The sequence below is a fragment of the Chlorobium sp. KB01 genome (assembly GCF_001975465.1).
Taxonomy (GTDB): Bacteria; Bacteroidota; Chlorobiia; order Chlorobiales; family Chlorobiaceae; genus Chlorobium.
Window position 1 is genome coordinate 13,135 of record NZ_MPJE01000068.1, and the last position, 25,439, is coordinate 38,573.

A 25,439-nucleotide genomic window follows, 5' to 3' on the forward strand; every position below is an offset into this window, starting at 1 on the left:
TCCCGTACCGATGTAAAAAGTCCGATAGCTGCCGTAACTGACGACGAAATCGGGAAATCGTGGAGTTTTATCTCTTTTTTATTACTTTCAAACGGGTTATAGAATTGAGCAGAATAGAGACTAACAGAAGAAACAGGCGTTCATGAAAAAGCATGTTGTCATAGTAGGCGGTGGATTTGCAGGGATCAATGCGGCCAGGGTGCTCGGCAACAAGCCGGATATCGAGATCACCATCATTGACCGGAAAAACTACCACCTCTTCCAGCCGCTCCTCTACCAGGTAGCGATGGCCGCCCTTGGTGAGGGCGATATCGCCGCGCCCCTGCGAAACATGCTGGCGAACTACCGGAACATTACAGTCTTCAAGGGCATCGTCAGAAGCGTCGATATCGAAAAAAAAACCATCGTTACCGATTTCCGTGAGATCACCTACGACTACCTCATTCTTGCCTGCGGTGTACAGCACCACTATTTCGGCAACAACCAGTGGGAGGAGTTTGCGCCTGGACTGAAGACCCTTGCGCAGGCAAAGGAGATACGGCGCCGGGTCATGGAGGCCTATGAGCGGGCGGAACGGACAACCGATTTCGTTGAACGCAAAAAGCTGCTCACCTTCATCATTGTTGGCGGAGGCCCGACCGGAGTCGAGCTGGCCGGTTCAATAGGAGAGATGAGCCGCTACACTCTCTCAAAATTTTACCGCAACATCGACCCGAAACTCACCCGGATTTTCATCGTCGAAGCTGCACCACGCATTCTCGGCTCTTTTTCCCCTGATCTGGCCAGCAAGGCAACCCGCTCACTTGAGAAACTCGGCGTGCAGGTATGGACCAACAGCATGGTCAGCAACGTCGATGAAAACGGCGTACAGATCGGCAATGAACGCATAGAAGCCGCTACCGTGCTCTGGGCCGCAGGCGTTACGGCGACCGGTATCGGCAAAACCATGGATGTTGACACTGACCGTATCGGACGGATTATTGTTGATGAAGATCTCAGCATTCCGCAGCATCCGGAAATATTTGTCGGCGGTGACCTGGCCAATTTTCAGCTTGAGGATGGCAGAACACTGCCTGGTCTTGCTCCTGTTGCACTGCAGCAGGGACGCGCCATCGGCAAAAATATCCTGCTCGACCTGAAAGGCAGAACAAGAAAGCTCTTCCGGTACCGTGACAAGGGTCAGATGGCAACCATCGGAAAAAACAAGGCGATCGTTGAATTCGGCAGTCTGAAATTTGACGGCATTTTAGCCTGGTTTACCTGGCTGCTGGTCCACATCTACTTTCTCACCAGCTTCCGCCACCGGGTCTTTGTGCTCCTGCAGTGGGGATGGTCATACTTCACCTTCAGCTATGGCGCCCGACTGATCGTCAACAGGGAGTGGAGATTCTATCCGGAAGCCTGTTCAAGCAGCTCCGTTAAAGATGAAGGGGAGTGAGCAGGCCCCTCCCGGTAACGATGATCGTCGGCACACTGCTGGCGTTATGCTTTATCGGCATAGCCGCCTGGCTCCTCTTTTTTCCCGGAACCATTCCTCTGGCATCAAGGGAGGATCTCCGGCTGTATGCACTCCTCACCGGAGCCTACGGCATCTGGCGGCTTGTGCGGGTATGGTTGGTGTGGAAACAAGCCGAAGAAAATGTTTGAAAGCATCGGAATTGATCCTTATAATCAACCAATCAACTGAAAAAGACACCTCTCATCTTTTGAGTACCAGAGCATGAAACAACTGCCCATCACACGGGAAACCGAACAGCAACTTTTTTTTCATAACTATGCCCGGCTGCCGATAGCGGTATCGCATGGCGAAGGGGTGTGGCTGGTCGGTGATGACGGCACCCGTTATCTCGATATGCTCTCGGGTATCGGCGTCAATGCCCTTGGCTACGCGGACAAACGGCTTGTGGAGGCAATAAGCACGCAGGCGGCAAAACTTATCCATGCATCAAACCTCTTCATGATGCAGTCCCAGTTCGAACTGGCCGCAAAACTTCTTGAACTGTCAGGACTCTCTAAGGTTTTTTTTGCCAACAGCGGCACGGAAGCCATCGAAGCGGCGATCAAAATGGCAAGGAAGTGGGCCGCCCAATCGGGTGACCAGCATAAAAAAGAGGTACTCTCGTTGAGCAACTGTTTTCACGGCAGAACCTACGGGGCCCTGTCGCTTACGGCAAAAGCGAAATACAGTGACGGCTTCGAGCCGCTGCTCCCCGAAACAGGGATGATCACCTTCAATGATATTGCAGATCTGGAAACAAAGGTTTCCGCCAGAACCGCCGCTGTTTTCATTGAAGTGGTACAGGGCGAAGGCGGAATTCACCGGATTTCACAGCCGTTTATTGACCGGCTCAAAGAGCTGCGGCAGCAGTACAACTTTCTCATTGTTGCCGATGAAATTCAGGCGGGATGCGGCAGGACAGGAACGTTTTTCAGCTATTCGCCGCTCAATGCCGACCCTGATCTGGTCTGCCTTGCCAAACCTCTTGGCGGCGGACTGCCGCTCTCGGCCGTGATCGGCAGCGAAAAGGTAGCCGATGTCCTCTCATACGGCAATCACGGCACCACCTTCGGAGGCAATCCGGTCGCCTGTGCTGCGGGAATTGCCATGATCAATGCCATTGATGAGGACAAGCTCATGGAAAATGCTTCAACAATCGGCAGCTATATTCACGACAGGCTGCAGCTACTGGCCGCAAAACACCCGCAAATCCTTGAAATACGGCAGTATGGGCTGATGATCGGCATAACGGTTGACAAGGAGGCTAAATATTATGTTGAACAGGCCCTGCAGAAAGGGGTGCTTGTCAACGCCACGAGCGTGAACGTCATAAGGCTTCTCCCCCCGCTCTGTATCACCAGGGAGGAAGCTCAAAAATGTATAAACACACTTGATGAAATCTTCAGCGAAGAGAGAGCAGGGTAAATCCCCTGCCGCAAAAACAGCCGCAATGCCCCTCGGGAGAGTCAACTATATCCTGATTGCTCTCGGAACGCTCGTTATTGCTGCCAGCTTTGGAATAATGTTCCTTGAAAAGGATGTGGACGGGGTTTTCTCACTCTTCGTCAGCCCCGTCACCCTGACGGCAGCCTATGCAGGCATTGCCTTTGCCGTGCTCTACCGGCCTGAACCGAAAAAAAACCGCTGAAAAATCGCCGCTATTACCTGTCGTGAGCGGTTTGATGTTCAAGCCCCTGCGGGGCGCGATATTTATAACGCAGTCCCGACGAAGTCTGGGCCTGGATGAGGATTTTGAGCACCGCCCAAGAAAACAATCGAACCGCGGAACAAATTAATAGCGGTGAGTCAGTCGAGCTGGAACTTTATCGGCACGGTAAACCACACCTTGATGGGGCTGCCGTTCTGTATTCCGGGGTAATATCTCGACTCCATGGCAGACTTGATGGCAACCGCATCAAATACTGTACAGTCAGCCGGAAGGCGTTTCATAACCTTGGCTTTGATTGGTCTGCCATCTTCACCGATAAGGACGCTGACAAAAACTTTACCCGTAATCCCCGCAATTCTGGCCATTTCGGGATAGAGCGGTTTTTTCTGGTCAAGAAAACCCGGCATCTTCTCGCAGGGAATAAACATCGGAACCTCATCACCTGAACCGGCGCCGGATCCGGAACCTGACCCCGTAGTCTGTATCGCCTGCTTCAGCTCCTTCTGAGTCGCCACTGTCTGCTGAAGAGGCACTTCCGACTCACTCACCTGTTTGATTTTACCAACATTCGGAGGGGCTGGAACCGCCGCTGATGGGGTGACAGGAGTCGGTTCGGGAGCATTGAGCGGTGGAGGAGGAGGAAGCTGGGTAACACTGGTAACCACTTCATAGCACTCAACCATAGGTGCCTTGTCATTGTCAAACCAGCCGGTAATAGAAGAGATGGTTTTCCAGTTAGCCGTAACGATCCAGAAAACCGAAAGCAGCACCATGGCGGTAATAACTCCGTGGCTCAGAAAAAGATGGGCCTGCCGACGGAGAACAAGATTGCCGTATTGCAGCTTTCGCAGAGTTTCAGTATCAAGAAACTCATCACCGAAAGACCAGGTGAGCGCTTTACGCTGATAGGTCTCCTGATGGACTTTTTTTAACTTTGAAGACACCTGAATGAACTCCTTTGCTGATTACTCGCTTAAACCGCTCTTTTGATTTCCAGCGCATCCTGCTCGGTAAAGTCATCAAGACTGAACCGGTCTATTTTCATAAGGTTCAGCTCATCGATAATATCAACAAGCTGTTGATACTTCGCCTTGTCACTGATTTTAACGACAATGACCGTCTTCTCGTTGGCTTTCGCCTGCTGTTTGATCAGTTGACGCAACGGCGTGCTCAGTACATGCCGATGGGTGTCCTGGGTATCGTAAAGGGGAATACGCCGGGGAGCCTCATTGCCCAGAGAACAGTATGCCATGGAGTCATCAGCAATTCTGAGTGTCATGACATTATTTTCGGCAACCTTCACTTCGGTCATTTCCGGAGGAAGGTTGATCTCCATCGTATTTGATTTCGAAAAAGTCGTTGTCAGCATGAAAAAAGTCAACAGCAGAAACGCCACGTCCACCATCGGGGTCATATCGAGATGAAACCCTATTCGTTTTGAATGCCGCTTCTTTTTACCGGGACCCCTGCGGCCATTTGGAGAATCAACAACACCCATTGTCAGCGGCCCTCCTTTTCAAATACCGTAACCAGATTGAAGGTCAAAAGATTTGCCTTTTTATAAACCTTGATCACCTGGTTTACCGCATCAAAACTTGCATCTGAATCCGCCCGGACAACCGGTCGAAGTTTCTGGTCGGCAAAACGTGCCATAACCACAAACCGGTCAAGTTCATCGCGCTCGACAGGAAAGCTGTCGGCAAGTTTGAACTGTTTCAGTGAATCCTGTACAGCCGCTGATGAAAACTTTGCAGCTATCAGCTTCTGCTTCACAACGGAGTTGAAAATTTTCTCCCTCGACTGCTGGGATGAGACCCCCATAAAAAAGGTATTATCTCCGCTCACCGTCACGGTCAGCACATCCGACTCGGGAAGCTTCAGATCCGAATGAGATGAGGGGAGGTCAATCCGGACAACTTCCGGAGGACGGAATTTGGTTGTCAGCATAAAAAACGTCAGGAGGAGAAACGCAACATCCACCATCGGCGTCATATCAAGTCGAAAACCAACCCGTTTAGCCTTGATTCTCGACATCAGTTATCCGATTTTCCGGTTCCGAGAGTATGAATGATATAAAAGGCCGCTTCATCAATCGTATAGTTGAAACGATCCACCCTGCTGGTAAAGATATTGTAGGCCACAATACCCATGATACCGCCGCAAATACCAAGCGCGGTATTGAAGAGAGCCTCGGAGATACCAAGAGAGAGCTGAACCGCATCAGGAGCGCCGCTTGTAGCCATGGCGGCAAAGGCGCGAATCATGCCAAGCGTTGTTCCAAGAAGTCCGACCATGGTGGAAATCGATGCAATCGTGGAGATCGCGACAAGATTTTTCTCCAGAAGCGGCATCTCCATAATCGTAGCCTCCTCCACAGCCTTCTCCATCTCGCTGATCTTTTTCTCCCGATCAGTCACATTGAACAGGGCAAGTTTTTTATAGCGCTCAAGCACTGAACGAAGCACCGCAGCCAGTGAGCTTTGATGATCATCACATTTCAGAATTGCCTGATCAATATCCCCGTTGTCAATATCCTGTTTAAGCAGATGCACAAACTCGGGAATATTGCCTTTTCCGGAAGCCTTGTTGAGCGCAATAATCCGTTCTACAACGTAGGCAATAACCATAAGAATAAGCGCCATAAGCACCGATACAACCGGTCCGCCCTTCCATACGGCATGAAACATCGACTCAGGAGGGTTCGTGCCCATCCAGACATAAAACCCTAAAGAAACCAAGTAGGTTACGACAATAAGTAAACCCGTAAATAAACCCTGTTTCATAGACTGTTTTTTATTTTTGTCTCTCCGGCAAATAACACCGGTGTGATAAACCACTCTGTAATTTGCTATACTGTGGTGGAAATCGACGCAAAAAATCTACTACAGTAGAGCTGAATTTAGTAAATAAGCTTGCGATTTTTAAATACTAATCGATCCGGAAAAGAGAAATAGACGTATTCCAGCAATAATTTTTATAACCGGGTACCGATAGATGATCCCTCATACAGCCATTGATGATGTCCGTCAGGCTGCAGACATTGTCGATATTATCTCCGATTACCTGACCCTTCAGCCTTCGGGAAGAAACTACAAGGCCCTCTCCCCTTTTACCAGGGAGAAAACCCCCTCTTTTGTGGTTTCACCCGAAAAACAGATCTACAAATGTTTTTCAACCGGCAAGGGCGGCAATGTCTTCTCCTTCATCATGGAGATGGAAAAAGTCTCATTTCCTGAAGCGGTCGAACTGGTTGCCAAGCGAGCCGGGGTGGATATCAGCCGATTTACCGAAAAAAAAGAGCGTGAAAAGCCGGGAGAAGAGAGCCGGACTGAAACACTCCGCTGGGCGGCAAAGTTTTTTCATCAGACGCTTCAGGGCAGTGAAGGAAAAACCGCCTCTGCCTATCTCGGAACAGAGAGAGGGCTTTCGGAAAAAACCATCCGGAGCTTCGGCCTCGGTTATGCGCCTGAATCCTGGGAGCATCTCTTCAACGCAGCCAAACGTTCGGCAATTCCCCAGGAGCACCTGGTTGATCTCGGACTTATAACCCACAACAAGCAGAGAAACTCCTGGTATGACACCTTCCGTAACCGGGTGATTTTTCCGGTCTTTTCGGTTGGAGGGCAGGTTGTCGGTTTCGGCGGACGCACGCTCGGCAATGACCCGCATGCGCCAAAATACCTGAACTCTCCGGAGAGTGCGCTGTTTGAAAAGTCAAAACTGCTCTATGGTCTTCACGCCGCCAAAAACGAGATCCGCCGGATGGAGAGTGCCATCCTTGTTGAAGGCTATATGGATGTGCTTGCCCTTCACCAGGCCGGTATAACCAATACTGTCGCTTCATGCGGCACCTCACTGACACGCTATCAGGCGAAAATCCTGCAACGCTACACCCGACGGGTACTCTTTATCTATGATGCTGATCCTGCAGGCCTGAAGTCCATGATAACGGGTATCGAAACCCTTCTTGCAGAGGGCATCACCCCCTTTGTTGTCATGCTTCCTTCGGGAGACGATCCCGACAGTTTTATTCGCCGGGAAGGGCGGGAAAAGTTCCTGCAATTTACTGAATCGGAAAAACTCCAATTTCTGGAGTTTCAAATCCGTTTTTTCTCGGAATCCGGCGACTTCGAACAACCGGAGGAAAAATCAAGGTCCATACGCTCAATGGTGCATACGATAGCGCTGATTCCCGACCGTATACAGCAGGAGCTCTACCTTCAGGAGCTGGCAGAAAAACTCTCCATCAGTCACTCGGCACTCCTTGAACTGCTCGGAAAGCAACTTGAGGCGGAAGGGAAAAAAAGCGTTTCACAAGAGCGGCGAACAGAGGTAACCGTACCGAAAAAGGTGAATAAAGAGCTCTCCGTGCTTGAAAAAACTTTTTTAAAAGCATTGCTTGAAAGCACCGGATACGGCAATGCGGTTCTTGAATTTGCCGCTTCTCATGAAGAGATGCTTGAGCTTTCACATCCGGCTGCACAGCAGATCTTCACCCATATGATCCGCCGCTACCACGATATCGAAGGGAATCCGGAAGAGCGGATCGACATCGCATCCGAGATCAGTCAGTTCAGCACTCCCGAGTCGAGAGATCTTGCTTCAGGACTGATGATGGACCAGCCGGTGAGCAATAAATGGCACGAGCTCTCCGATGTCCATGCTGAAAGCGCCAAACGGTGCCTGGCCATGTTTCTTGATGCATTCAAAAACCTTATTCTTGAGCCGCTGATCCGTCAGAAAACCGCCATTACGGAAAAAATCCGGATAGAGAACAATACCGAGAAGGAAAAAGAGCTCTTGATGGAGAAGGTGGCAATGGATAATAAAATCGGAAAAACCACGAAAGAGTTGAAAACCATGATCGACAACATTGTCAGGAACCTCTGAGCCACGCCTTCTCTATGCTAACAAAAAAAAGCCCGTCAGATGGTTTTGACGGGCTTTGAAACAGATAAACAGGCACAGGAGGTTTTTACACATAGCCCACAAGCGGGTTGCGAAGGCAGAGTGCCTTGATCTCCTCTCTGACACCCTGACAGACCTTCGCCACTTCAGGCTTTTCAGCCTCAGTAATAACCCGGTCAATCAGTTCAGCGACAGCGATACTGTCCGCTTCAACCATGCCTCTGGTCGTCATGGCCGGTGTACCGATACGGATGCCGCTGGTGACAAAGGGTGACTTGTCATCAAAAGGAACCATATTCTTGTTGACCGTAATACCGGCATCGTGCAGCAGGTTCTCGGCAACCTTGCCGGTAACGTTCTTGTTGCGCAAGTCAAGCAGCATGAGGTGGTTTTTGGTACCGCCGCTGACAATGTTATAACCGAGTGAGGTGAACTTCTCCGCCATCGCAGCAGCATTCTTTCTGACCTGAATGGCATACTCCCTGAACTCCGGCTTCAGTGCCTCACCGAACGCTACAGCCTTGCCGGCAATGACATGCATAAGCGGGCCGCCCTGGATACCGGGCATAACCTCTGCATCCATCACTTCGGACATCATTTTCACGCGCGAGCCGGTTTTGGTTTTGATGGTAATTCCCATGGGATTCTCGAAATCACTGCCCATCATGATCATACCGCCTCTGGGTCCTCGAAGGGTTTTATGCGTCGTAGTGGTCACAAAATGACAGTGCGGCATGGGATCACCCAGGAGACCTGCGGCAATGAGTCCGGCAGGATGAGCGATATCGGCCATCAGAAAAGCTCCGACCTTGTCGGCAATCGCCCTGAACGCCTTCAGATCAAACCCCTGCGAATAGGCGCTGGCTCCGGCAATAATCAGTTTAGGTCTGACCTTGAGGGCAAGCTCCTCAACCCTGTTCATATCAATCAAGCCGCTCTCGCGATCCACACCATAGGAGTGGGCATCATACATCTGGCCAGAAAAGTTGACCGAGCTGCCGTGCGTGAGATGGCCCCCATGCGAGAGGTCGAGCCCCATGATGGTGTCGCCGGGCTTCAGTACTGAAAAAAGAACCGCCATGTTGGCGCTTGAACCGGAATGAGGCTGTACATTGACATAGTCACATTTAAAGAGCTTTTTAGCCCGGTCGCGGGCGAGATTTTCGGCAACATCAACAAATTCGCATCCGCCATAGTAGCGCTTGCCGGGGTACCCTTCGGCATATTTATTGGTCATTACCGAGCCGCATGCCTGCATGACGGCACGGCTGGTAAAATTTTCCGAAGCAATGAGTTCAAGTGTTTCAGTCTGCCGGGTCGTCTCATTGGCTATAGCTTCAAAGACCTCTCTATCCTGCAGTTGAAGGATGTCGGTATCCATCGCGAGTCGTTCCTTTTCCTTATGGAAGTTTACTTGTTGTGATTTTGTTCTCTCTCTTCTCTCAGCGGTTCGTACGCCCCTCGGAGCCGCATGAACATCCGATCATATGACCGAGCTTGTCACGCTTGGTATCCAGATAGCTCTGATTCATGGGATTCGGAGCGATTTCAAGCGGAATACGTTCGACAATTTCCAGACCGTACCCTTCAAGACCAACCACTTTTTTGGGATTGTTGGTCATGAGCTTCATTTTCCTGACACCAAGATCCTTCAGAATCTGGGCTCCGATACCATAGTCGCGCAGATCAGCCTTGAAACCGAGCTTCTCATTGGCTTCGACGGTATCAAACCCCTCATCCTGAAGATTATAGGCTTTGAGTTTATTGATAAGACCGATACCCCGACCCTCCTGCATCAGATAGATCAGTACACCGCGACCCTCCTTTTCAATCTTGGAAAGGGCCGAGGCAAGCTGGTTGCCGCAATCGCAGCGAAGAGAGGCAAAGGTATCACCGGTAGCGCACTGCGAATGAACCCTGACCAGCACCGGTTCGTCACTGGTGATATCCCCTTTCACAATCGCCATATGGTTCTGCTGGTCGGCAAACGTTTCATAGGCGATCAGCCTGAACTCGCCGTATGCTGTCGGAAGTCTTGATTCTACCGCCCGGTTCACCAGCTTGTTGCGCTGCATCTGATAGGCAACAAGCTCTTTGATGGTAATAAGTTTCAGCCCGAATTTTTTCTTCAGTTTGATCAGCTCGGGAAGCCGCGCCATGCTGCCATCTTCATGCAGGATTTCACAAAGCAGACCGACAGGGCTGCACCCGGCAAGACGGGCAAGATCAACGGCGGCTTCGGTATGACCTACCCGGCGAAGCACTCCGCCATCCATGGCACGGAGGGGGAAAATATGGCCGGGACGGGAAAAATCATCGGCACTCGAGGATGGATCTCCAAGCATTTTGATGGTTGTTGCCCGGTCAAAAACCGAAATACCGGTCGTCACACCTTCGGCAATGGCATCGACAGAGACGGTAAAATTGGTTTCGTGCTGGGAGGTATTTCTCTGAACCATCGGATCAAGCTGCAGCTCCTTTGCCCTCGCCATGGTTATGGCCACGCAAAGCAGGCCCCGCGCCTCTCTGGTGATAAAATTGACCATCTCGGTGGTCACCAGATCAGCCGCGGCAATAAAATCGCCTTCGTCCTCACGATCCTCGTCATCAATAACAATCACCAGTTTACCCTGGCGGATATCCTCAAGAGCAGCTTCGATTGAGTCAAAATTCGACTTATCCATACGTTTTGTTACACCGTTTTTCGAAAGCAGATATTACACGAAAACATTGTAATGTAAAAAAATTCCCGTTCCATTTTCAGGCCGCAGAAAAAGAAGCGAAGGAACCTCAAACGGGCGGCTTTGAGAAGCATGGGCATTTTTGTATAATGCACCGGTTTTTATATAAAGAGGTGAATTGTTACCTTTACACTGTCGAATCCTGAAGCTTTTCAAAACTACTGAGACTGCATGACCACTCAAGCTTCCGACCTGCCGCAGGAGGTTACTGACCTTTCCCGCAAATTCCCGAAAGAGCAGCTTCTGAAAGCAAAACAGCACGGCTTTTCCGATTTTCAACTTGCCAATATCTTCAACAGTTCCGAACCCGCAATCCGGGCTCTCAGAAAACATTACCATGTTGAATCCGTCTTCAAAACCGTCGATACCTGCGCGGCTGAATTCGATGCAAAAACACCCTACCACTACTCAACCTACGAGGAGGAAAACGAATCAATCTCCTCTGACAGGAAGAAAGTCATCATCCTCGGAGGCGGCCCAAACCGGATCGGCCAGGGTATCGAGTTTGACTACTGTTGTGTCCAGGCTGTTTTTGCTCTCAGGGAGGCCGGTTATGAGACCATCATGGTGAACTGTAACCCTGAAACCGTTTCAACAGATTACGATATTGCCGATAAACTCTACTTTGAGCCCCTCACCTTTGAAGATACCATCCGTATCATAGAGCATGAACAGCCGCTCGGCGTTATTGTGAGCTTTGGCGGCCAGACACCCCTCAAACTCTCGACCAAGCTGCATGAAGCCGGTGTAACCATTCTCGGAACCTCTTCAAAAGGGATAGACCTTGCTGAAGACCGCAAAAAATTCGGCGCACTCCTCGAAGAGCTTGAGATTCCCCATCCGGAATACGGCACGGCCATCAGTTTTGAGGAAGCAAAGGAGATTACCCGCAGAATAGGCTACCCTGCTCTCGTTCGCCCGAGTTACGTTCTCGGCGGACGGGCAATGAAGATTGTCTACAATGACGACTCGCTCAAGGAGTATATCGATCAGGCGCTCTTCATTTCCGAAAAATATCCGCTCCTGATCGACCGTTTTCTGGAAACAGCGGTTGAGTTCGACATAGATGCCATTGCCGACAGCTCGGACTGCGTCATCAGCGGCATCATGCAGCATGTTGAAGCGGCCGGCATACACAGCGGTGACTCCACCTCGATTCTCCCCTATCACAATATCAGCCCGAAGGCCATAGAGACCATGAAGGGATATACCCGCACCCTTGCCAAAAACCTCAAGGTTGTGGGACTGATGAACATTCAGTATGCTGTTCAGAATGAGAGTGTCTATGTCATTGAAGTAAATCCGAGAGCAAGCCGTACGGTTCCTTTTGTCGGCAAGGCTACCGCCATTCCGGTTGTAAAAATTGCCACCCGCGTCATGCTCGGAGAAAAGCTCAGCGATCTGCGACAGGAGTATGACCTGAAAGATTGCGATGAACTCGGTATGACCCACATCTCGATCAAGGAGCCGGTTTTTCCATTCTCAAAGTTTGCGAAATCAGGGGTTTATCTCGGCCCTGAAATGCGTTCAACCGGTGAAGCCATGAGCCTTGCTGACAACTTCCCTGAAGCCTTTGCAAAGGCCTATCAGGCGGCAAACATGCACCTCCCCCTCTCCGGAGCAGTCTTCATCAGCGTCAATGACCAGGATAAAAACCAGAGGATCATCGCTATTGCCAAAGCGCTCTACCGCATGGATTTCGATCTTGTTGCCACTGCCGGAACCTACAGCTTCCTGAGAGAGAATGGCATTGAGTGCAAAAAGGTGTTCAAGGTGGGAGAAGAGGGACGACCGAACATCTTCGACATTATCAAGCACGGCAAGATCAACTTTGTCATCAACACGCCGAGAGGCGAAAAAGCGCTGCATGATGAGGAGGCGATCGGCGCTGCATCAGTGCTGAACAATGTTCCGTTTGTCACAACCATTGAGGCAGCCGAAGCATCGGTACAGGCGATAGACTGTATCCGCCATCAGGAGTTCGGCGTCAAAAGCCTCCAGGAGTACGCCGCCTACCGCAACAAGTAACTCCACGTTATACGCAAAGAAGCCCGCACATCGCGGGCTTTTTTGTTTCAGAATCCGGAAAATCTTTCAAGCAGCGCCTCCCTGACCGAAACCATCACACGCGCCCATTCACCGGGCGACTCCTGGCGGAAAAGACGGGCGGTGGGGTACCACGGGCTGTCATCTCGCTTAAGCAGCCATCGCCAGTCGGGATTGAACGGCAGAAGGATCCAGACCGGTCGGCCCATCGCTCCTGCCAGATGCGCCACACTTGTATCAACACTCACCACCAGATCGACCAGCTCACAGAGAGCCGCTGTATCAGTAAAATCAGCAAGCTGTTCACCAAATAGCACTATTCCGGAATGCTCCCGCAGTACCTCCATATCACTCTCGCGCACCTCTTTCTGGAGGCCTATATAGTCGAATTCTTCCGGCAGCAGGCTGACGAATTCAGAGAGCGGAATGCTCCGGTTATGATCATTGCCGTGGGTCGTGCTGCCACTCCATACCACACCGACCCTGGGCTTTGACGGAATTCCAAGCCTCTCCCTCCAAATCCTCACCTTTGCTGCATCCGCCCTGATGTAACCATTTTTATCGGCAGGAATAGTTTCCTCCACCGTACAAAAAACCCCTGGGAGACTCATGAGTGAGAGATGGAGATCAAAGGATGGAACTTCCGCTTCTTCACTGATAATCGTTACCCCTTCAAGAGTGCCTGCTAACAGCGGTGCAAGTGCATCCTGCACCTGAAGCGTGACCGTTGCCCCCCTATCCCTGACAACTCCTGCATAGCGGCAGAACTGGATCGTATCGCCAAGCCCCTGCTCACTGTAGAGCAGAATGGTTCGGCCATCCAGTGCATCCTTTCCATTCCATTCGGGCTGAGAAAACTTCCGGACATAGCCCTTCATCTCTCTCTTTTTCCAGCGCCACTCATAGTTCTGCCACCCCTCCCGGAAATTACCGACAAGAAGCTGATTGAAACCGATGTTCCAGCAAGCATCAATACTATCAGGCTCTTTTTCAAATGCCATGCTATAGCATGCAACGGCTTCGTTATAGCGTCCAAGCCCGTTCAGTGCGTTACCGCTGTTGATATACGCCCCGCTGTAGTCCGGATTCAGTGCAATAGCTTTCGTGCAGCTTGAAAGAGCCTCCGGGAAACGGTTCAGGCCATTCAACGCCACCGACAAATTGTTGTATACCTTTGCATTTCCGGGCTTCAACCGCAAAGCACGTTCATGAGCTTCAATCGCCTCCCCGTAGCGCTTCAGATTGTTCAACGCCACGCCAAGAAGCGTCCAGGCTTCAGCACTCCCCTGCTCAAGCTGGATCGCCTTCATGCAACTTGCAAGTGCCTCCTCGTGACGATCAAGGCCCATCAGGGAGATTGCCCTGTTATTCCAGGCGGGAACATCCCCTGCATGCAGAGCAAGAGCCTGCTCACAGCTTCTCAGCCCTTCGGCAAACCGTTCGAGATCGTTCAAGGCAACCCCCCTGTTGTTATGGGCAGCAGCAGTTGACGGGTTCAGTGCAATCGACCGCTCATAACACTCCAGAGCTTCCTCATGACGCTTCAGAGCATTGAGAGCCGCCCCGAGCATATTCCATGCATCAGCGAAGTCCGGCTTCAGGGAGAGTGCCTTCCGGAAGCTCCCGACAGCCTCTTCAAAGCGGGCGAGATCATGGAGGGCAAGAGCGCGGTTATACCAGTGATCTGCATGTGCAGGTTCGATCAGAAGTGCCCTGTCATGCAGTTCGATCGCCGATTCCATGCGACCAAGCCCCCTGAGCACATAGCCGAGGTTGTTCAAGGCATTGATATGCCGGGGATCTATTTCCAATGCCCGTTTGATCAACTCTGCTGCCCGAAGGAGGTCACCGGTCTGGGCGGCAATTACTCCCGAGAGATGCAACGCATCGAAATGAAGGGGATCCCGACTCAGTACACTCTGGTAAAGCGCAAATGCATCCTCAAAACGGCCCTGCATGTGGAGAGCACAGGCTCTGTCAAATTCTGCTTCCATTACGGCAAACGTTTTCCGGTTTAATCGTGTTCATCAATGGCAAGCACAAGCACTAAAAAAAATCATGTAAGCCGAGAACTTTTTCCCGCTACAGGAAAATAATGGCCTGAAGGAAAAAATATCTCGGTTATATTTAGGTTTAAAAAGATTGTTCCTATGCCAGAGCAGCAGTTCGCCTGCACTAAAATCAATACCAAACGTTTTTACCCATGCCTGCCACACTTCTGCAGCACCTTGACGAGTCCATAAAACTTGAGCTGAGCCTTGCAAAACTCTACACGCTGTTGCATGATCAGCTCTCCGAAGACGAGGATTTCTGGTGGCAGCTCGCCATGGAGGAGAGAGGGCACGCATCACTGCTTCAACAGGAAAAAAAGCAGCCTCAGCCGATGGAATTCTTTCCTGACAATCTGCTCTCCAAAGACCTTCAGTCCCTTATTGATACCAACGAAAAAATTTCAGCTCTCATAGCAGCCTATTCGGCCGTACCGCCTTCAAGAAAGGCTGCATTTCAGGCCGCACTTGACATTGAACTGGCCGCAGGAGAGTCCCATTTTCAGCACTTTCTCGACAGCCCGACACACTCCTACTCCTCAAATATTTTCAAGCAGCTCAACCAGGAGGATCGCGATCATGCCGAAAGAATCCGCGACTACATGAAGACAAACCGGATAGGCTGATCACAGTAATTGCGAATCTCCGGGAACGGCAGCAGAGTCCGGAATCGTTGAGATAGGTGTCACGGCAGCATGATAAAACGCTGAGTGAATCCCCCATTCCCGTCCACGATCAGCTCACTGTACTGCTTTGGAATGATGCGAAAACTTCCCCCGTTAATAAAGGTCAGATCTTTAACCACATAGGACTGAAAACGGTGAAAATGGCCGTGCAGCACCACTCTTGCATGCAGGGAAATCATCAGATCGAGAAACGCTTCCCGGTTTTTCAGCTCCATGGTCCAGTCAAAAGCCTGATCAATCAGCGAATCGGTCCCGTATACCCTGTAGGCATGATGGCAGAGCCCGATCACAAAACACTCCCGGAGCGTGGATAGCAGGCTCTCCGAGGAAAATGCATCAAGCTGCTTCTGATCAACTTCACCTCTCGCCCCTAAAGGATTATCAGCCGGATACCAGGGGAACACTGAATTGAATGCGGTAATGGCAATTCTCACGGAAGGATAGTTGATGATCTTGACAAACGGATAGATCGGAGAGCCACCCTCTTCTCCGGTAATCAACTCCCGGAAATACCGGCAAAAATCAGCGAGCTTGCGATCAAATGCTTTTTTTCTGAGAAGCGGCAAGGGATTCAGTGCGTTATAAAAACGCATCTCCTCTTCAAGATTGATCAAATCATGATTACCGGCAATAACGGTGGTCTTCTCCCAATGGTAGCGACCATGCTTCTCCAGTTTCTCTTTCACCACCCCCCAGTCACCGGAATTTGCTGTATTGCTGAGGTCCCCGGAAATGACCAGATGATCAAAGCCTGCGGTGTTGAGATGATCGAGCATACGATCAAGATCTTCGAGCTGGCGGTGGTCCTTTCTGCCGGAAACATGAAGGTCCGACAGGTGCGCTATTTTCACCTCTCCTGTATTCAAATCGTTATGTTTGCGGTTTTTTATTCTAAAACAGTAAATTGAGCCATATTTTCATTCACAAGGGCAAACGTCAAAAGCCGCAAAAGTCTCTTAATGCTGTAAGATTCTGCCTCTCATTCAACCTGCTGCAGCAAAGCAAAGCATTTCATAATCCATTATGCAAAAAAAAATAGTCTCTCTTAACGAACTCACAAGAAATCTCTGGTGGTCCTGGGATACAGAAGCAAAACAGATTTTTGAGGAGCTCTCTCCTCTGCTCTGGGAACGGAACAACCACAATCCGGTAGAACTGCTTCGGCATATCTCCCAGGATGAACTGGAAGCTCGCAGTTATGGCGATTTCGGCAAAAAAATAGATGCCGCCCACGACCGCTTTACCGCCTACATGAACGAAAAAGAGACCTGGGCGGCAAAAAACGCTCCGGAACTTGTTGAGCGTCCTGTAGCCTACTTCAGCGCGGAGTTCGGTATCCATGAAAGTGTCAGAATCTATTCCGGAGGACTCGGGGTTCTTGCCGGAGATCACATCAAATCGGCCAGTGACCTTGGCATCAACTTTATCGGCATCACCCTGTTCTACAGGGAGGGATACTTCCGCCAGTACCTCAATCACGATGGATGGCAGATGGAAGACTACCCGCTTCAGCACCCTGAACATCTTCCGGTAGAAAAAGTAAAACGGGCTGACGGCAGTGATCTTGTCATCTCCGTTAATATAGCACAAAGCGAAGTTTTTGCACAGGCATGGCGTTTAAAGGTCGGCCGGGCAACACTCTATCTGCTTGACACCAATATTGCGGAGAATGAATCCCACTACCGCGATATCTGCTGTCGAGTCTATGGCGGTGACCAGAACATGCGTATCAACCAGGAGATCGTCCTCGGAATCGGCGGCGTCAAGCTGCTTGAAGAGCTTGGTGAAAAACCCGCAGTCTATCACATGAACGAAGGGCACTCCGCATTTCTCACCCTTGAGCTGCTGGCCATGGAGCATGCAAAAGGAGCTACACAAGAGGAGGCAAAGGCAAGTGTCCGTTCGCGTTGCGTCTTCACTACGCACACACCTGTTCCTGCCGGTCATGACCGATTCTCAAGAGAGATGATGCACTACACTTTCGACAAGTACCTGGCAACTACAGGCATTACGTTCGATGATCTTATGCTGCTTGGCTCCGAAGACCGGAATAATATCTACGGACTCTTCACCATGACGGTGCTTGCACTCAATCTGTCGAGGGCGGCAAACGGAGTATCAAAACTGCATGGAGAGGTCTCTCGCACCATGTGGCAGCACCTCTACAAAGACAAAGAGGTTGCAGAAGTGCCGATCGGTCATATCACCAACGGCGTGCACGCCAGCAGCTGGACATGCGGTTTGACCGACAGTTTCTGGAAAAACCATGCCGGCAGTATCGACGAGATGACCCTTTCACGTGAAGCGGCTGAAGCTGCGCTTGCAACAGTCTCCGATTCCGAACTCTGGTCTCTGCGTTACAGCCTGAAGCGCAATCTGTTCGACTTTATCGACCGCTACCTGGCAAACCAGCTGTTTCACCAGCACTCCAATACCTTCTACAACGAGTATGACGTGATGCGCTCTCCGAAAAACACCTTCTCTCCGGACGTGCTGACCATCGGTTTTGCAAGGCGATTTGCGACGTACAAGCGAGCACCGCTGATTTTCAGTGATCTTGACCGTCTCGACCGGATCATCAATAATACGGATATGCCGCTGCAGATCGTCTTTGCAGGAAAAGCCCATCCGCACGATGACGCAGGAAAGGACTATATCCGCCAGATTGTTCATCATTCGCGCCGTCCGCAGTTTACCGGCAAGGTTATCTTCCTGGAGAACTACAATCTCGGTGTGGCAAAACGGATGGTTTCCGGCGTTGATATCTGGCTGAACACCCCGGTCAGGCCGATGGAGGCAAGCGGAACATCGGGCGAGAAAACCGTACTGCATGGCGGGCTGAATTTCAGTGTGCTGGACGGCTGGTGGCCTGAAGCCTATAACGGCGAGAACGGCTTTGCAATAGGCAACGGTGAATTCTTCGAAAATCATGAGGAACAGGACCGTTTCGATGCCGAAAAGATGTACTCGACACTGGAAAACCAGATCATCCCGACATTCTACAAACGCAACGCAGAGAATATTCCGACCGAGTGGATCAAAAAAATCCGGAACGCCATTGCCACCATTGCACCGGAATACAACACCCACAGAATGGTCAGGGATTACGCAACCCGCTACTATCTGAACAAGTAACATAAAAGTAAACGATACTCATTCTGCGCTTCCTGAACCGGACTGATACCATCATCATCAAGTCCGGTTCAGGAGAGTGCCGAAACAAGCACTGACCATCATGAGCCAACACGGTAGCGCCAAGCCGGCCACAAGCGCATCGGTCTCCCTTGGCCGGGGACTGGAGTTGAAATCTCCGGTGCTCCTTGCATCGGGTACCGTATCCTACGGCGAAGAGCTCAGTCGGCTCTGTGACCTCTCTACAATAGGCGGCATCGTTACCAAGGCCATCTCCCTTGAACCCCGGGCAGGCAACCGCCCTCGACGGATTGCAGAGACCCCTTCGGGCATGATCAATGCCATCGGACTGGCCAATGTCGGCATTGAACGGTTCATAGAGGAGAAGGTTCCGTTTCTCAGAACCCTTGATACGTCCGTTATTGTCAATATTGCCGGCCGCTCGATCGATGAGTACGGTGAAGTTGTCTCGAAACTGGACCGGGTAGATGGACTTGACGGCTATGAAATCAATCTTTCATGCCCGAACGTCAAGGGGGAGTGCATGATTATGGGTGTCAGCCCGAACGCGACCTTTGAAATCGTTTCGGAACTGCGAAAAATAACCCACCGTCACCTTATGATCAAGCTGACACCAAATGTCACCTCGATCAGCTCTATCGCCCTTGCTGCAGAAGAGGCCGGTGCAGACTCGGTTTCACTCATCAATACCGTTGTCGGCATGGCGGTGGACTACAAAACCCGCAAGCCGCTCTTGAAAAACATCACCGGAGGGCTCTCCGGACCGGCTATCAAGCCGATCGCACTCGCAAAAGTTTGGGAGGTCTATAATGCCGTCAAAATTCCGGTGGTCGGTATGGGTGGTATTGCCGGATTTGAAGACGCGATGGAGTTCCTCGTCACCGGAGCGCGGGCGGTACAGATCGGCACCATGAACTTTGTCTACCCGGACATCAGCGAAAAGGTGGCGGCAGCCATAGAGCAGCACTTCTCGGCGCCGGGAGCGATACCCATCAGAGAGTACAGCGGAAGTCTTGTTACCGGTTAGCCGGCGCTCTCTTTCTACCACCTCTTGTTGGAGAGATACCGCTTTGCCCGCCGCCCCCCTTTTTTGGAGCCTGGAGTCCGGTACTCGCGGACAATCCGGGTGCGTGACAGAAATGTGCTGCTGGTCAACTGCGAAATAATTCTGGACTCCGACTCCCTGATATCCACATCAGAAGGTCCGATATCGGAGAGCAGCTTGACAATGAGCGGCGCACATTCGAAGGCGATAAAGAGCAGGGTGATAAAGGTAACTGCATTTGCCGAAGAGCGGCTCACATCGTTTGCCGAGTGGGTCAACTCGCCCAGTGCCCAGTTTCTGTCGGCAAAACCGGCAACAGCGATGGCCTGATCCATCTCTTTTTCATTCTGTATCGATTGGGCGTTGATCCCCTCAGCGGCTTTCTGGCGGTTCATATACTCCTGAAGTCCGGCAAGCTGAGCCGCAAGAAATTCAAGTCTTGTCTGTTTGGCCTTCACAACAAGCTCCTTGTTTCTCGCATAGGTACCATATCCCTCCACACCGGAAGTCGTGGCGGTATGGGAACCGAACACCTCAGCTTTCAGCTCCTCCCGTAACCGGTTCACGTCGCTGCTCAGACTGTCATACTCTTTCTGATAGGCAGCAATCTGGCCGAGTTCAAGAGCATATTTCTCCCTGAATGAGCCCTGCACCTTTACAATCATCTCCCTCTGATCGGAGAGATAACGAAGACGAAGCTGCTCGCGGATCTCCTTGTCAAATATTTTCAGTTCGAGGGGTCGGGCAATAACCAGGGCAATCAGTACGGCAAATATCAGACGGGGGGATGCCTGGTAGAACTGTTTCAGCCCTTTGGAGCTTTTGTTGATGCCTGAAACAATGTACCGGTCGAGATTGAAAATTGCCAGCCCCCAGATGAGGCCGAAGAGAAGAGCCCACAACCCGGCAAAAGCAGAACCGGCAAAAACAAAATAGAGTGCGTATCCACCGGAAAGACCGGCAAAAAACGCGGTAAAAAATATGGTTGCCCCGATACCGATATATTTGCTGTGCTCGGTCGGATATTTTTCAATCACTGAAACCGGAGTTCCGGAGCAGATCCAGAAAAAACGCTGTAATCGGGAAAAGGTCATGGTACTCATATGCACGCTCATTGATCTCTCTGGCGCCACTTGTTACGGAAATTTCCGGAATATCTTATTCATTTCATAGAAAAGGGGCGGTAAAAGTGCAAATCAGGCGAAATCAACGCTGTTTTCAGGCTTTACTGCGCCTCAACAAGCCTCCCTGTTCCAAATATTCATGATTTATTCTATCTTTAGACCCTGCTGACATAACCCTTTAAACTCTCTATGACCATGCGTATTGGAATCGGTATTGATGTACACCCCTTTGCAGAGGGCCGGAAACTGGTTATCGGCGGTGTTGAAATTGCTGCTGAAAAAGGACTTGAAGGCCACAGCGATGCCGATGTTTTACTCCATGCGGTCAGTGACGCACTGCTTGGTGCTGCGGCACTGGGAGATATCGGTCTGCACTTCCCCAACACCAGCATGGAATTCAAGGATATCGACAGCATGATCCTTTTGAAGCATGTGGGAAAACTGCTTGAAAAAAACGGATACCGGACGGTCAATGTTGATGCCATGCTGCTGCTTGAAGCGCCAAAAATCGCTCCCTACATCACCGACATGCGTAAAAACATTGCACGATGTCTCAATATGGAGATCGGAACGGTCTCGGTCAAAGCCACAACAAACGAAAAACTCGGCTATATCGGACGCGAAGAGGGTGCGGCCGCACATGCTGTCTGCATCATCCAAAAAATCTGAGTACACTGCTCCTGAGCATCCGGACTCCCGGTCATAACCCTAAGCGCCTACCTCGCCCCTGAGAATACGGACCGGCTGATAACGTGTTGCCTTTCGCGCCGGGCTCATGGATGAGAGCACGGCAATCAGGATGCCGAAAACAATCACAATAAGGTGCGCATCCGGCGTTTCTATCAGATTGATCCGGTCACTTTTCAGCACGCCTGCCGTACTGGCCTCAAAGCGGATGGAAGATACAAAGTGGCAAATCACATGACCCACCGGGCTTCCGATGAGCACCCCGAGAATCCCGATCATCAACCCTTCAAGCATGAATATCCGGGTTATGTTCCCCGCAGGCATACCCATTGAGCGCATGATGGCAATATCCTTCACCTTCTGCAGTACCACGGTGGTCATAACCGAAGAGACGCCGAGGCCTGCAACAATAAAGACAAAACCGACAAGCACAAGGGTAATCAGGGCATTCCGGTTATAGAACTCAATGACATTCCGGTTGGTCTCATCCCAGCTCTCACTTTTATAACCGCTCAGCGTCTGCACCTCTGCGGCTGTCTCATTTGCGCGCTCAACATGCGCTGTTCTCATCCCGATACCGGTCACCGAGTTCGATGCGATTCCCTCCATTCTCTGGGCAAGGGCAAGATTAACATAGGCTTCCCGCTCATCCTTGGCATTGAATCCGCTGCTGAAGCGGCCCACCAGCGTTACCGGGAACTCCTCGCTGTTTTTAGTCACCAGCACAACTCTTGAGTGATAGCCTGCATTGAGTTTTTTCGCCAGAAGATCTCCCACAAGAATACCATTCGGCGTATAGGAGAGCTCCTCAAGAGCATTTTTTTCAATCAGATTCTTTTTAAGACCGGCAATCTCCCCTTCAAGCTGCGGTACAACCCCGCGGGCAACGCAGGGTGTAAATCGTGTCTTGTTGCGGGCAAGGAGTTTGCTGAGAACAAACGGTGAAATACTCTGCAGCTCCTTGACTGAACGAATACTCTCAACAACCCCGGCATAATTCTTGATAACCTCCTGCTTGTCCGGTGTGATATTTTTCGTCACCATGGCAATCCGCCGGGAGTTCTGACCGATGATATTGTCCGGAATAAGCGGCACCACTCTCTCGGCTGTCACCATAACATGCGGCATGGTATCAATGACCTTGGCTATGACATTCGACGAAGAACCCCGAGCCACCGAAATAGTGGTCACAAGCATGGCTGAACCGACAGCAACACCAAGAGCGGTCAGGAGTGTCTGGCGCTTTCTCTCCCTGAGATGCACGAAAGCAATCCTTGCCTGGTCCAGATAATTCATGAAATAATGAGTAATTCTGACATTAAGGGATGCATCCTCACCTATTTAAATTTTGCAGCTTTGCGTTGAAAAATCAGACAAAAAATCTATCTTGATTGCCAGAAGCAGGAACAACAAGTTCCTCAGTTAAATAACTAAATTCAGCCATTAAAAACTAACCCGGGCATTGAAAGGAGAGCATAACTGTGAAAAAAATAGGCATACTGACCAGCGGAGGAGATTGTGGTGGACTCAATGCAGTGCTTAAGGGCGCAGCAATGATGGCTCTGTCAAAAGACCTCGAACTCTATATCATTCCAAACGGCTACGCCGGACTCTACAACCTCATTGATCAGCCATCTATTGTCCGTCTTGACCAGAGTCGACTTGACCTGTTCGATGCCAGTTTTGCCGGATCCGAAGCCGGTCATTCGAGAGTTAAAATCAAGGCAATAAGCAATCCTGAAAAATACAACCGCATCAAGGCCGGCATGAAAAAATTTGACCTTGACGCTCTTGTCATCAGCGGTGGTGACGACTCCGGAAGCGTTATGGTTGACCTCAACCAGAATGGCATACAGTGCATCCATGCGCCGAAAACCATGGATCTCGACCTCCAGACTTACTCGGTCGGCGGAGACTCCACGATCAACCGCATTGCGCAGTTTGTCCATGACCTGAAAACCACCGGCAGAACCCACAACCGTGTACTCGTAACCGAGGTATTCGGCCGGTATGCCGGACATACCGCTTTCCGCAGCGGTGTTGCAGCTGAAGCCGACTGTATTCTCATACCGGAAATTCCGGCAGACTGGGATGTTGTCTACGAACACCTCAAGGAGCGCTTTACCCGCAGAATCAGGGAGAGCGACGTCAACAGCGGTACCTATACCATAGTGGTTGCCGAAGGCATAAAAAATGCCGATGGCAGCGACATTGTTGATGAATCAGCCGGCGTTGATGCTTTCGGCCACAAGAAACTTGCCGGTGCAGGCAAATTCACCTGCCAGCAGATCCAGAAAAGAATGAAAACCGACCCGGCCATGCCGATTTTCATGAAAGAGACCGGTATGTTCGTTGAAGGAATCTACGAGATTCCCGAAGTGCGTGAGGTGCATCCCGGCCACCTTGTCCGTTCAGGCAGCTCTTCGGCTTACGATGTCAACTTCGGCTTCGAAGCCGGAGCGGCGGCTATTCTGCTCCTTCTTGACGGCAAAACAGGAGTGACGATATCCAAAGTCAGGGGTCGTAAAATCGAATACATTGAATCGAGCAAAGCTATTGTCCAGCGCCATGTCGATCTTGACCATGTCGCCATGTATGAAGCGCTCGGCATCTGCTTCGGACGAAAAGCCAGCCTCTATGAGCCGATTCTTCGTGAAGTGGACGGCGTTTACGAAAGAATCTATTGAGCGTTACCAATTCAAGAACAGCAGACCCGCAATACCATGCGGGTTTGCTGTTTCCTCTCGCACCTCTTCCGTATCACATCCGGCTGCATGAACCGGATGATAAAGTAGATTATCTACCCGTACACTACAGAAAAACAGCTCCATTTACTTTCAAAAAACTCAAAACAATATATCTTTGAGTTTTAGACCGGTAACGATTTAACATCCAATACCCGCATCATGAACAAGTCTGCAAAAATCTGGATGAACGGCGAACTGATTGACTGGAATGACGCCAAAATCCACATCCTGTCACATGTTGTCCACTACGGTTCATCCACTTTTGAAGGGATCCGCTGCTATGAGACCCTCAAAGGCTCGGCGGTGCTCTTTCTTGACGAACATATCAAACGGCTCAGGGACTCGTCGAAAATATACCGTATTGAAATTCCATACTCCGAAAAGGAGCTGAAAGATGCGGTCATCAGCACCATCCACGCCAACAGTCAGAAAGCCTGCTACATCCGTCCGCTGGTCTACCGCGGACAGGGGGCAGTCGGAGTCAACCCTCACCGTGCATCCATCGAAGTTGCCATTGCCACCTGGGAGTGGGGCACCTATCTTGGAGAGGATGTTCTTGAAACCGGTGTTGACGTCCGGGTTTCATCCTGGACCCGTCCGGCTCCGAACACCTTGCCTTCTTGGGCCAAGGCCGGAGGAAACTATCTGAACTCGCAGCTCATCAAAATGGAAGCCCTGATGGATGACTATGCCGAAGGCCTTGCGCTTGACGTTAACGGCTATGTTTCCGAAGGAAGCGGTGAAAATATCTTCGTTGTCCGCGATGGCATTATCTATACCCCCATGTCCGGTCAGTCAATCCTGCCCGGCTTTACCCGCTTCGCCGTGATGCACATCGCAAAAGAGCTTGGCTACGAGGTTCGTGAAACCCTTATTCCCCGTGAAGCGCTCTATGTTGCCGATGAGGTCTTTCTGACCGGTACGGCGGCAGAGATCACCCCGGTCAGAAGCATCGACAAATATCCGATCGGTAATGAACGGCGCGGTCCGATTACCGAAGCCCTGCAGCACCACTACCTGAAAATCGTTCAGACCGGCGAAGATCCCTACAACTGGCTGACCTTTATATGACGGTGACAGAGAAGGC

General features: G+C 50.8%; 22 protein-coding genes. 12 read left to right on the top strand and 10 right to left on the bottom strand.

What is annotated here, in order from left to right:
* Nucleotides 1–142: 142 nt before the first annotated feature.
* The 4 genes from BOO20_RS07310 (at nucleotide 143) to BOO20_RS07325 (ending at nucleotide 3,146) form a co-directional block, all read left to right on the top strand.
* The gene (locus tag BOO20_RS07310) at nucleotides 143–1,438 is read left to right on the top strand and encodes an NAD(P)/FAD-dependent oxidoreductase (protein ID WP_076791712.1); all 1,296 of its coding nucleotides are present in this window, start codon (nucleotides 143–145) and stop codon (nucleotides 1,436–1,438) included.
* Nucleotides 1,435–1,647: a hypothetical protein gene (locus BOO20_RS07315; RefSeq protein WP_233120918.1), complete on the top strand. Its 213-nt coding sequence runs from the start codon at nucleotides 1,435–1,437 to the stop codon at nucleotides 1,645–1,647. The genes BOO20_RS07310 and BOO20_RS07315 overlap by 4 nt, the downstream gene beginning before the upstream one ends.
* A 73-nt stretch (nucleotides 1,648–1,720) precedes the next feature.
* The gene (locus tag BOO20_RS07320) at nucleotides 1,721–2,923 is read left to right on the top strand and encodes an aspartate aminotransferase family protein (protein WP_076791715.1); all 1,203 of its coding nucleotides are present in this window, start codon (nucleotides 1,721–1,723) and stop codon (nucleotides 2,921–2,923) included.
* Nucleotides 2,924–2,948: 25 nt separating this feature from the next.
* Nucleotides 2,949–3,146: a hypothetical protein gene (locus tag BOO20_RS07325; RefSeq protein ID WP_233120919.1), complete on the top strand. Its 198-nt coding sequence runs from the start codon at nucleotides 2,949–2,951 to the stop codon at nucleotides 3,144–3,146.
* Nucleotides 3,147–3,304: 158 nt separating this feature from the next.
* Here the strand turns inward: BOO20_RS07325 and BOO20_RS07330 are convergent, their stop codons facing one another.
* Genes BOO20_RS07330 through BOO20_RS07345 form a run of 4 tightly spaced genes read right to left on the bottom strand, consistent with a single transcriptional unit; the run spans nucleotide 3,305 to nucleotide 5,950 of the window.
* A complete protein-coding gene (locus tag BOO20_RS07330) occupies nucleotides 3,305–4,111 on the bottom strand; it encodes an energy transducer TonB (RefSeq protein ID WP_076791718.1) in 807 nt (268 codons plus the stop codon).
* Nucleotides 4,112–4,140: 29 nt separating this feature from the next.
* Nucleotides 4,141–4,665: a biopolymer transporter ExbD gene (locus BOO20_RS07335; RefSeq protein ID WP_076791720.1), complete on the bottom strand. Its 525-nt coding sequence runs from the start codon at nucleotides 4,663–4,665 to the stop codon at nucleotides 4,141–4,143.
* A gap of 2 nt (nucleotides 4,666–4,667) precedes the next feature.
* On the bottom strand, nucleotides 4,668–5,201 hold the full coding sequence (locus BOO20_RS07340) for a biopolymer transporter ExbD (RefSeq protein ID WP_076791721.1): 534 nt from the start codon (nucleotides 5,199–5,201) through the stop codon (nucleotides 4,668–4,670).
* Nucleotides 5,201–5,950, bottom strand: coding sequence for a MotA/TolQ/ExbB proton channel family protein (locus tag BOO20_RS07345; protein ID WP_076791723.1), 750 nt, complete (start codon nucleotides 5,948–5,950; stop codon nucleotides 5,201–5,203). Before BOO20_RS07345 ends, BOO20_RS07340 begins: the two co-directional genes overlap by 1 nt.
* A 211-nt stretch (nucleotides 5,951–6,161) precedes the next feature.
* Between BOO20_RS07345 and dnaG the strand changes: the two genes are divergently transcribed.
* The gene (dnaG, locus tag BOO20_RS07350; protein WP_076791725.1) at nucleotides 6,162–8,057 is read left to right on the top strand and encodes a DNA primase; all 1,896 of its coding nucleotides are present in this window, start codon (nucleotides 6,162–6,164) and stop codon (nucleotides 8,055–8,057) included.
* Between the two features lie 85 nt (nucleotides 8,058–8,142).
* Here the strand turns inward: dnaG and glyA are convergent, their stop codons facing one another.
* Together glyA and BOO20_RS07360 are read right to left on the bottom strand one after the other, a co-directional pair.
* The gene (gene glyA / locus BOO20_RS07355; protein ID WP_076791726.1) at nucleotides 8,143–9,456 is read right to left on the bottom strand and encodes a serine hydroxymethyltransferase; all 1,314 of its coding nucleotides are present in this window, start codon (nucleotides 9,454–9,456) and stop codon (nucleotides 8,143–8,145) included.
* A 61-nt stretch (nucleotides 9,457–9,517) separates the two neighbouring features.
* The gene (locus BOO20_RS07360; RefSeq protein ID WP_006365451.1) at nucleotides 9,518–10,759 is read right to left on the bottom strand and encodes a bifunctional 3,4-dihydroxy-2-butanone-4-phosphate synthase/GTP cyclohydrolase II; all 1,242 of its coding nucleotides are present in this window, start codon (nucleotides 10,757–10,759) and stop codon (nucleotides 9,518–9,520) included.
* Nucleotides 10,760–10,987: 228 nt separating this feature from the next.
* Between BOO20_RS07360 and carB the strand changes: the two genes are divergently transcribed.
* Nucleotides 10,988–12,844, top strand: a complete 1,857-nt coding sequence (gene carB / locus BOO20_RS07365; protein ID WP_076791728.1) for a carbamoyl-phosphate synthase large subunit — start codon at nucleotides 10,988–10,990, stop codon at nucleotides 12,842–12,844.
* Between the two features lie 47 nt (nucleotides 12,845–12,891).
* On the opposite strand, the gene BOO20_RS07370 is transcribed toward carB, so the two are convergent.
* Nucleotides 12,892–14,856 carry a tetratricopeptide repeat protein gene (locus BOO20_RS07370; RefSeq protein ID WP_076791730.1) on the bottom strand — a complete coding sequence of 655 codons (1,965 nt, stop codon included), beginning with the start codon at nucleotides 14,854–14,856 and terminating at the stop codon, nucleotides 12,892–12,894.
* 209 nt (nucleotides 14,857–15,065) lie between these two features.
* Between BOO20_RS07370 and BOO20_RS07375 the strand changes: the two genes are divergently transcribed.
* Nucleotides 15,066–15,536, top strand: a complete 471-nt coding sequence (locus tag BOO20_RS07375) for a rubrerythrin family protein (protein WP_076791731.1) — start codon at nucleotides 15,066–15,068, stop codon at nucleotides 15,534–15,536.
* Nucleotides 15,537–15,595: 59 nt separating this feature from the next.
* Here the strand turns inward: BOO20_RS07375 and BOO20_RS07380 are convergent, their stop codons facing one another.
* Entirely contained in the window at nucleotides 15,596–16,462 is an 867-nt protein-coding gene (locus BOO20_RS07380) for a metallophosphoesterase (protein ID WP_076791733.1), read from the bottom strand.
* Between the two features lie 157 nt (nucleotides 16,463–16,619).
* Here BOO20_RS07380 and glgP point away from each other — a divergent pair, with 157 nt between their 5' ends.
* Both glgP and BOO20_RS07390 read left to right on the top strand, forming a co-directional pair.
* Nucleotides 16,620–18,731 (top strand): alpha-glucan family phosphorylase, encoded by a 2,112-nt coding sequence (glgP, locus tag BOO20_RS07385; RefSeq protein ID WP_076791734.1) that lies wholly within the window; start codon nucleotides 16,620–16,622, stop codon nucleotides 18,729–18,731.
* 100 nt (nucleotides 18,732–18,831) lie between these two features.
* On the top strand, nucleotides 18,832–19,776 hold the full coding sequence (locus BOO20_RS07390; RefSeq protein WP_076791736.1) for a dihydroorotate dehydrogenase: 945 nt from the start codon (nucleotides 18,832–18,834) through the stop codon (nucleotides 19,774–19,776).
* 14 nt (nucleotides 19,777–19,790) lie between these two features.
* On the opposite strand, the gene BOO20_RS07395 is transcribed toward BOO20_RS07390, so the two are convergent.
* Complete coding sequence (locus BOO20_RS07395; protein ID WP_076791798.1) at nucleotides 19,791–20,888, bottom strand: DUF4407 domain-containing protein; 1,098 nt, start codon at nucleotides 20,886–20,888, stop codon at nucleotides 19,791–19,793.
* Between the two features lie 225 nt (nucleotides 20,889–21,113).
* Here BOO20_RS07395 and ispF point away from each other — a divergent pair, with 225 nt between their 5' ends.
* Nucleotides 21,114–21,587 (top strand): 2-C-methyl-D-erythritol 2,4-cyclodiphosphate synthase, encoded by a 474-nt coding sequence (gene ispF, locus BOO20_RS07400; protein WP_076791800.1) that lies wholly within the window; start codon nucleotides 21,114–21,116, stop codon nucleotides 21,585–21,587.
* Nucleotides 21,588–21,626: 39 nt separating this feature from the next.
* Here the strand turns inward: ispF and BOO20_RS07405 are convergent, their stop codons facing one another.
* Nucleotides 21,627–22,901 (bottom strand): ABC transporter permease, encoded by a 1,275-nt coding sequence (locus BOO20_RS07405; RefSeq protein ID WP_076791737.1) that lies wholly within the window; start codon nucleotides 22,899–22,901, stop codon nucleotides 21,627–21,629.
* A 185-nt stretch (nucleotides 22,902–23,086) separates the two neighbouring features.
* Here BOO20_RS07405 and BOO20_RS07410 point away from each other — a divergent pair, with 185 nt between their 5' ends.
* Nucleotides 23,087–24,292, top strand: a complete 1,206-nt coding sequence (locus tag BOO20_RS07410) for a 6-phosphofructokinase (protein ID WP_006365461.1) — start codon at nucleotides 23,087–23,089, stop codon at nucleotides 24,290–24,292.
* Between the two features lie 219 nt (nucleotides 24,293–24,511).
* Entirely contained in the window at nucleotides 24,512–25,423 is a 912-nt protein-coding gene (locus BOO20_RS07415; protein ID WP_006365463.1) for a branched-chain amino acid transaminase, read from the top strand.
* Nucleotides 25,424–25,439 lie beyond the last annotated feature (16 nt).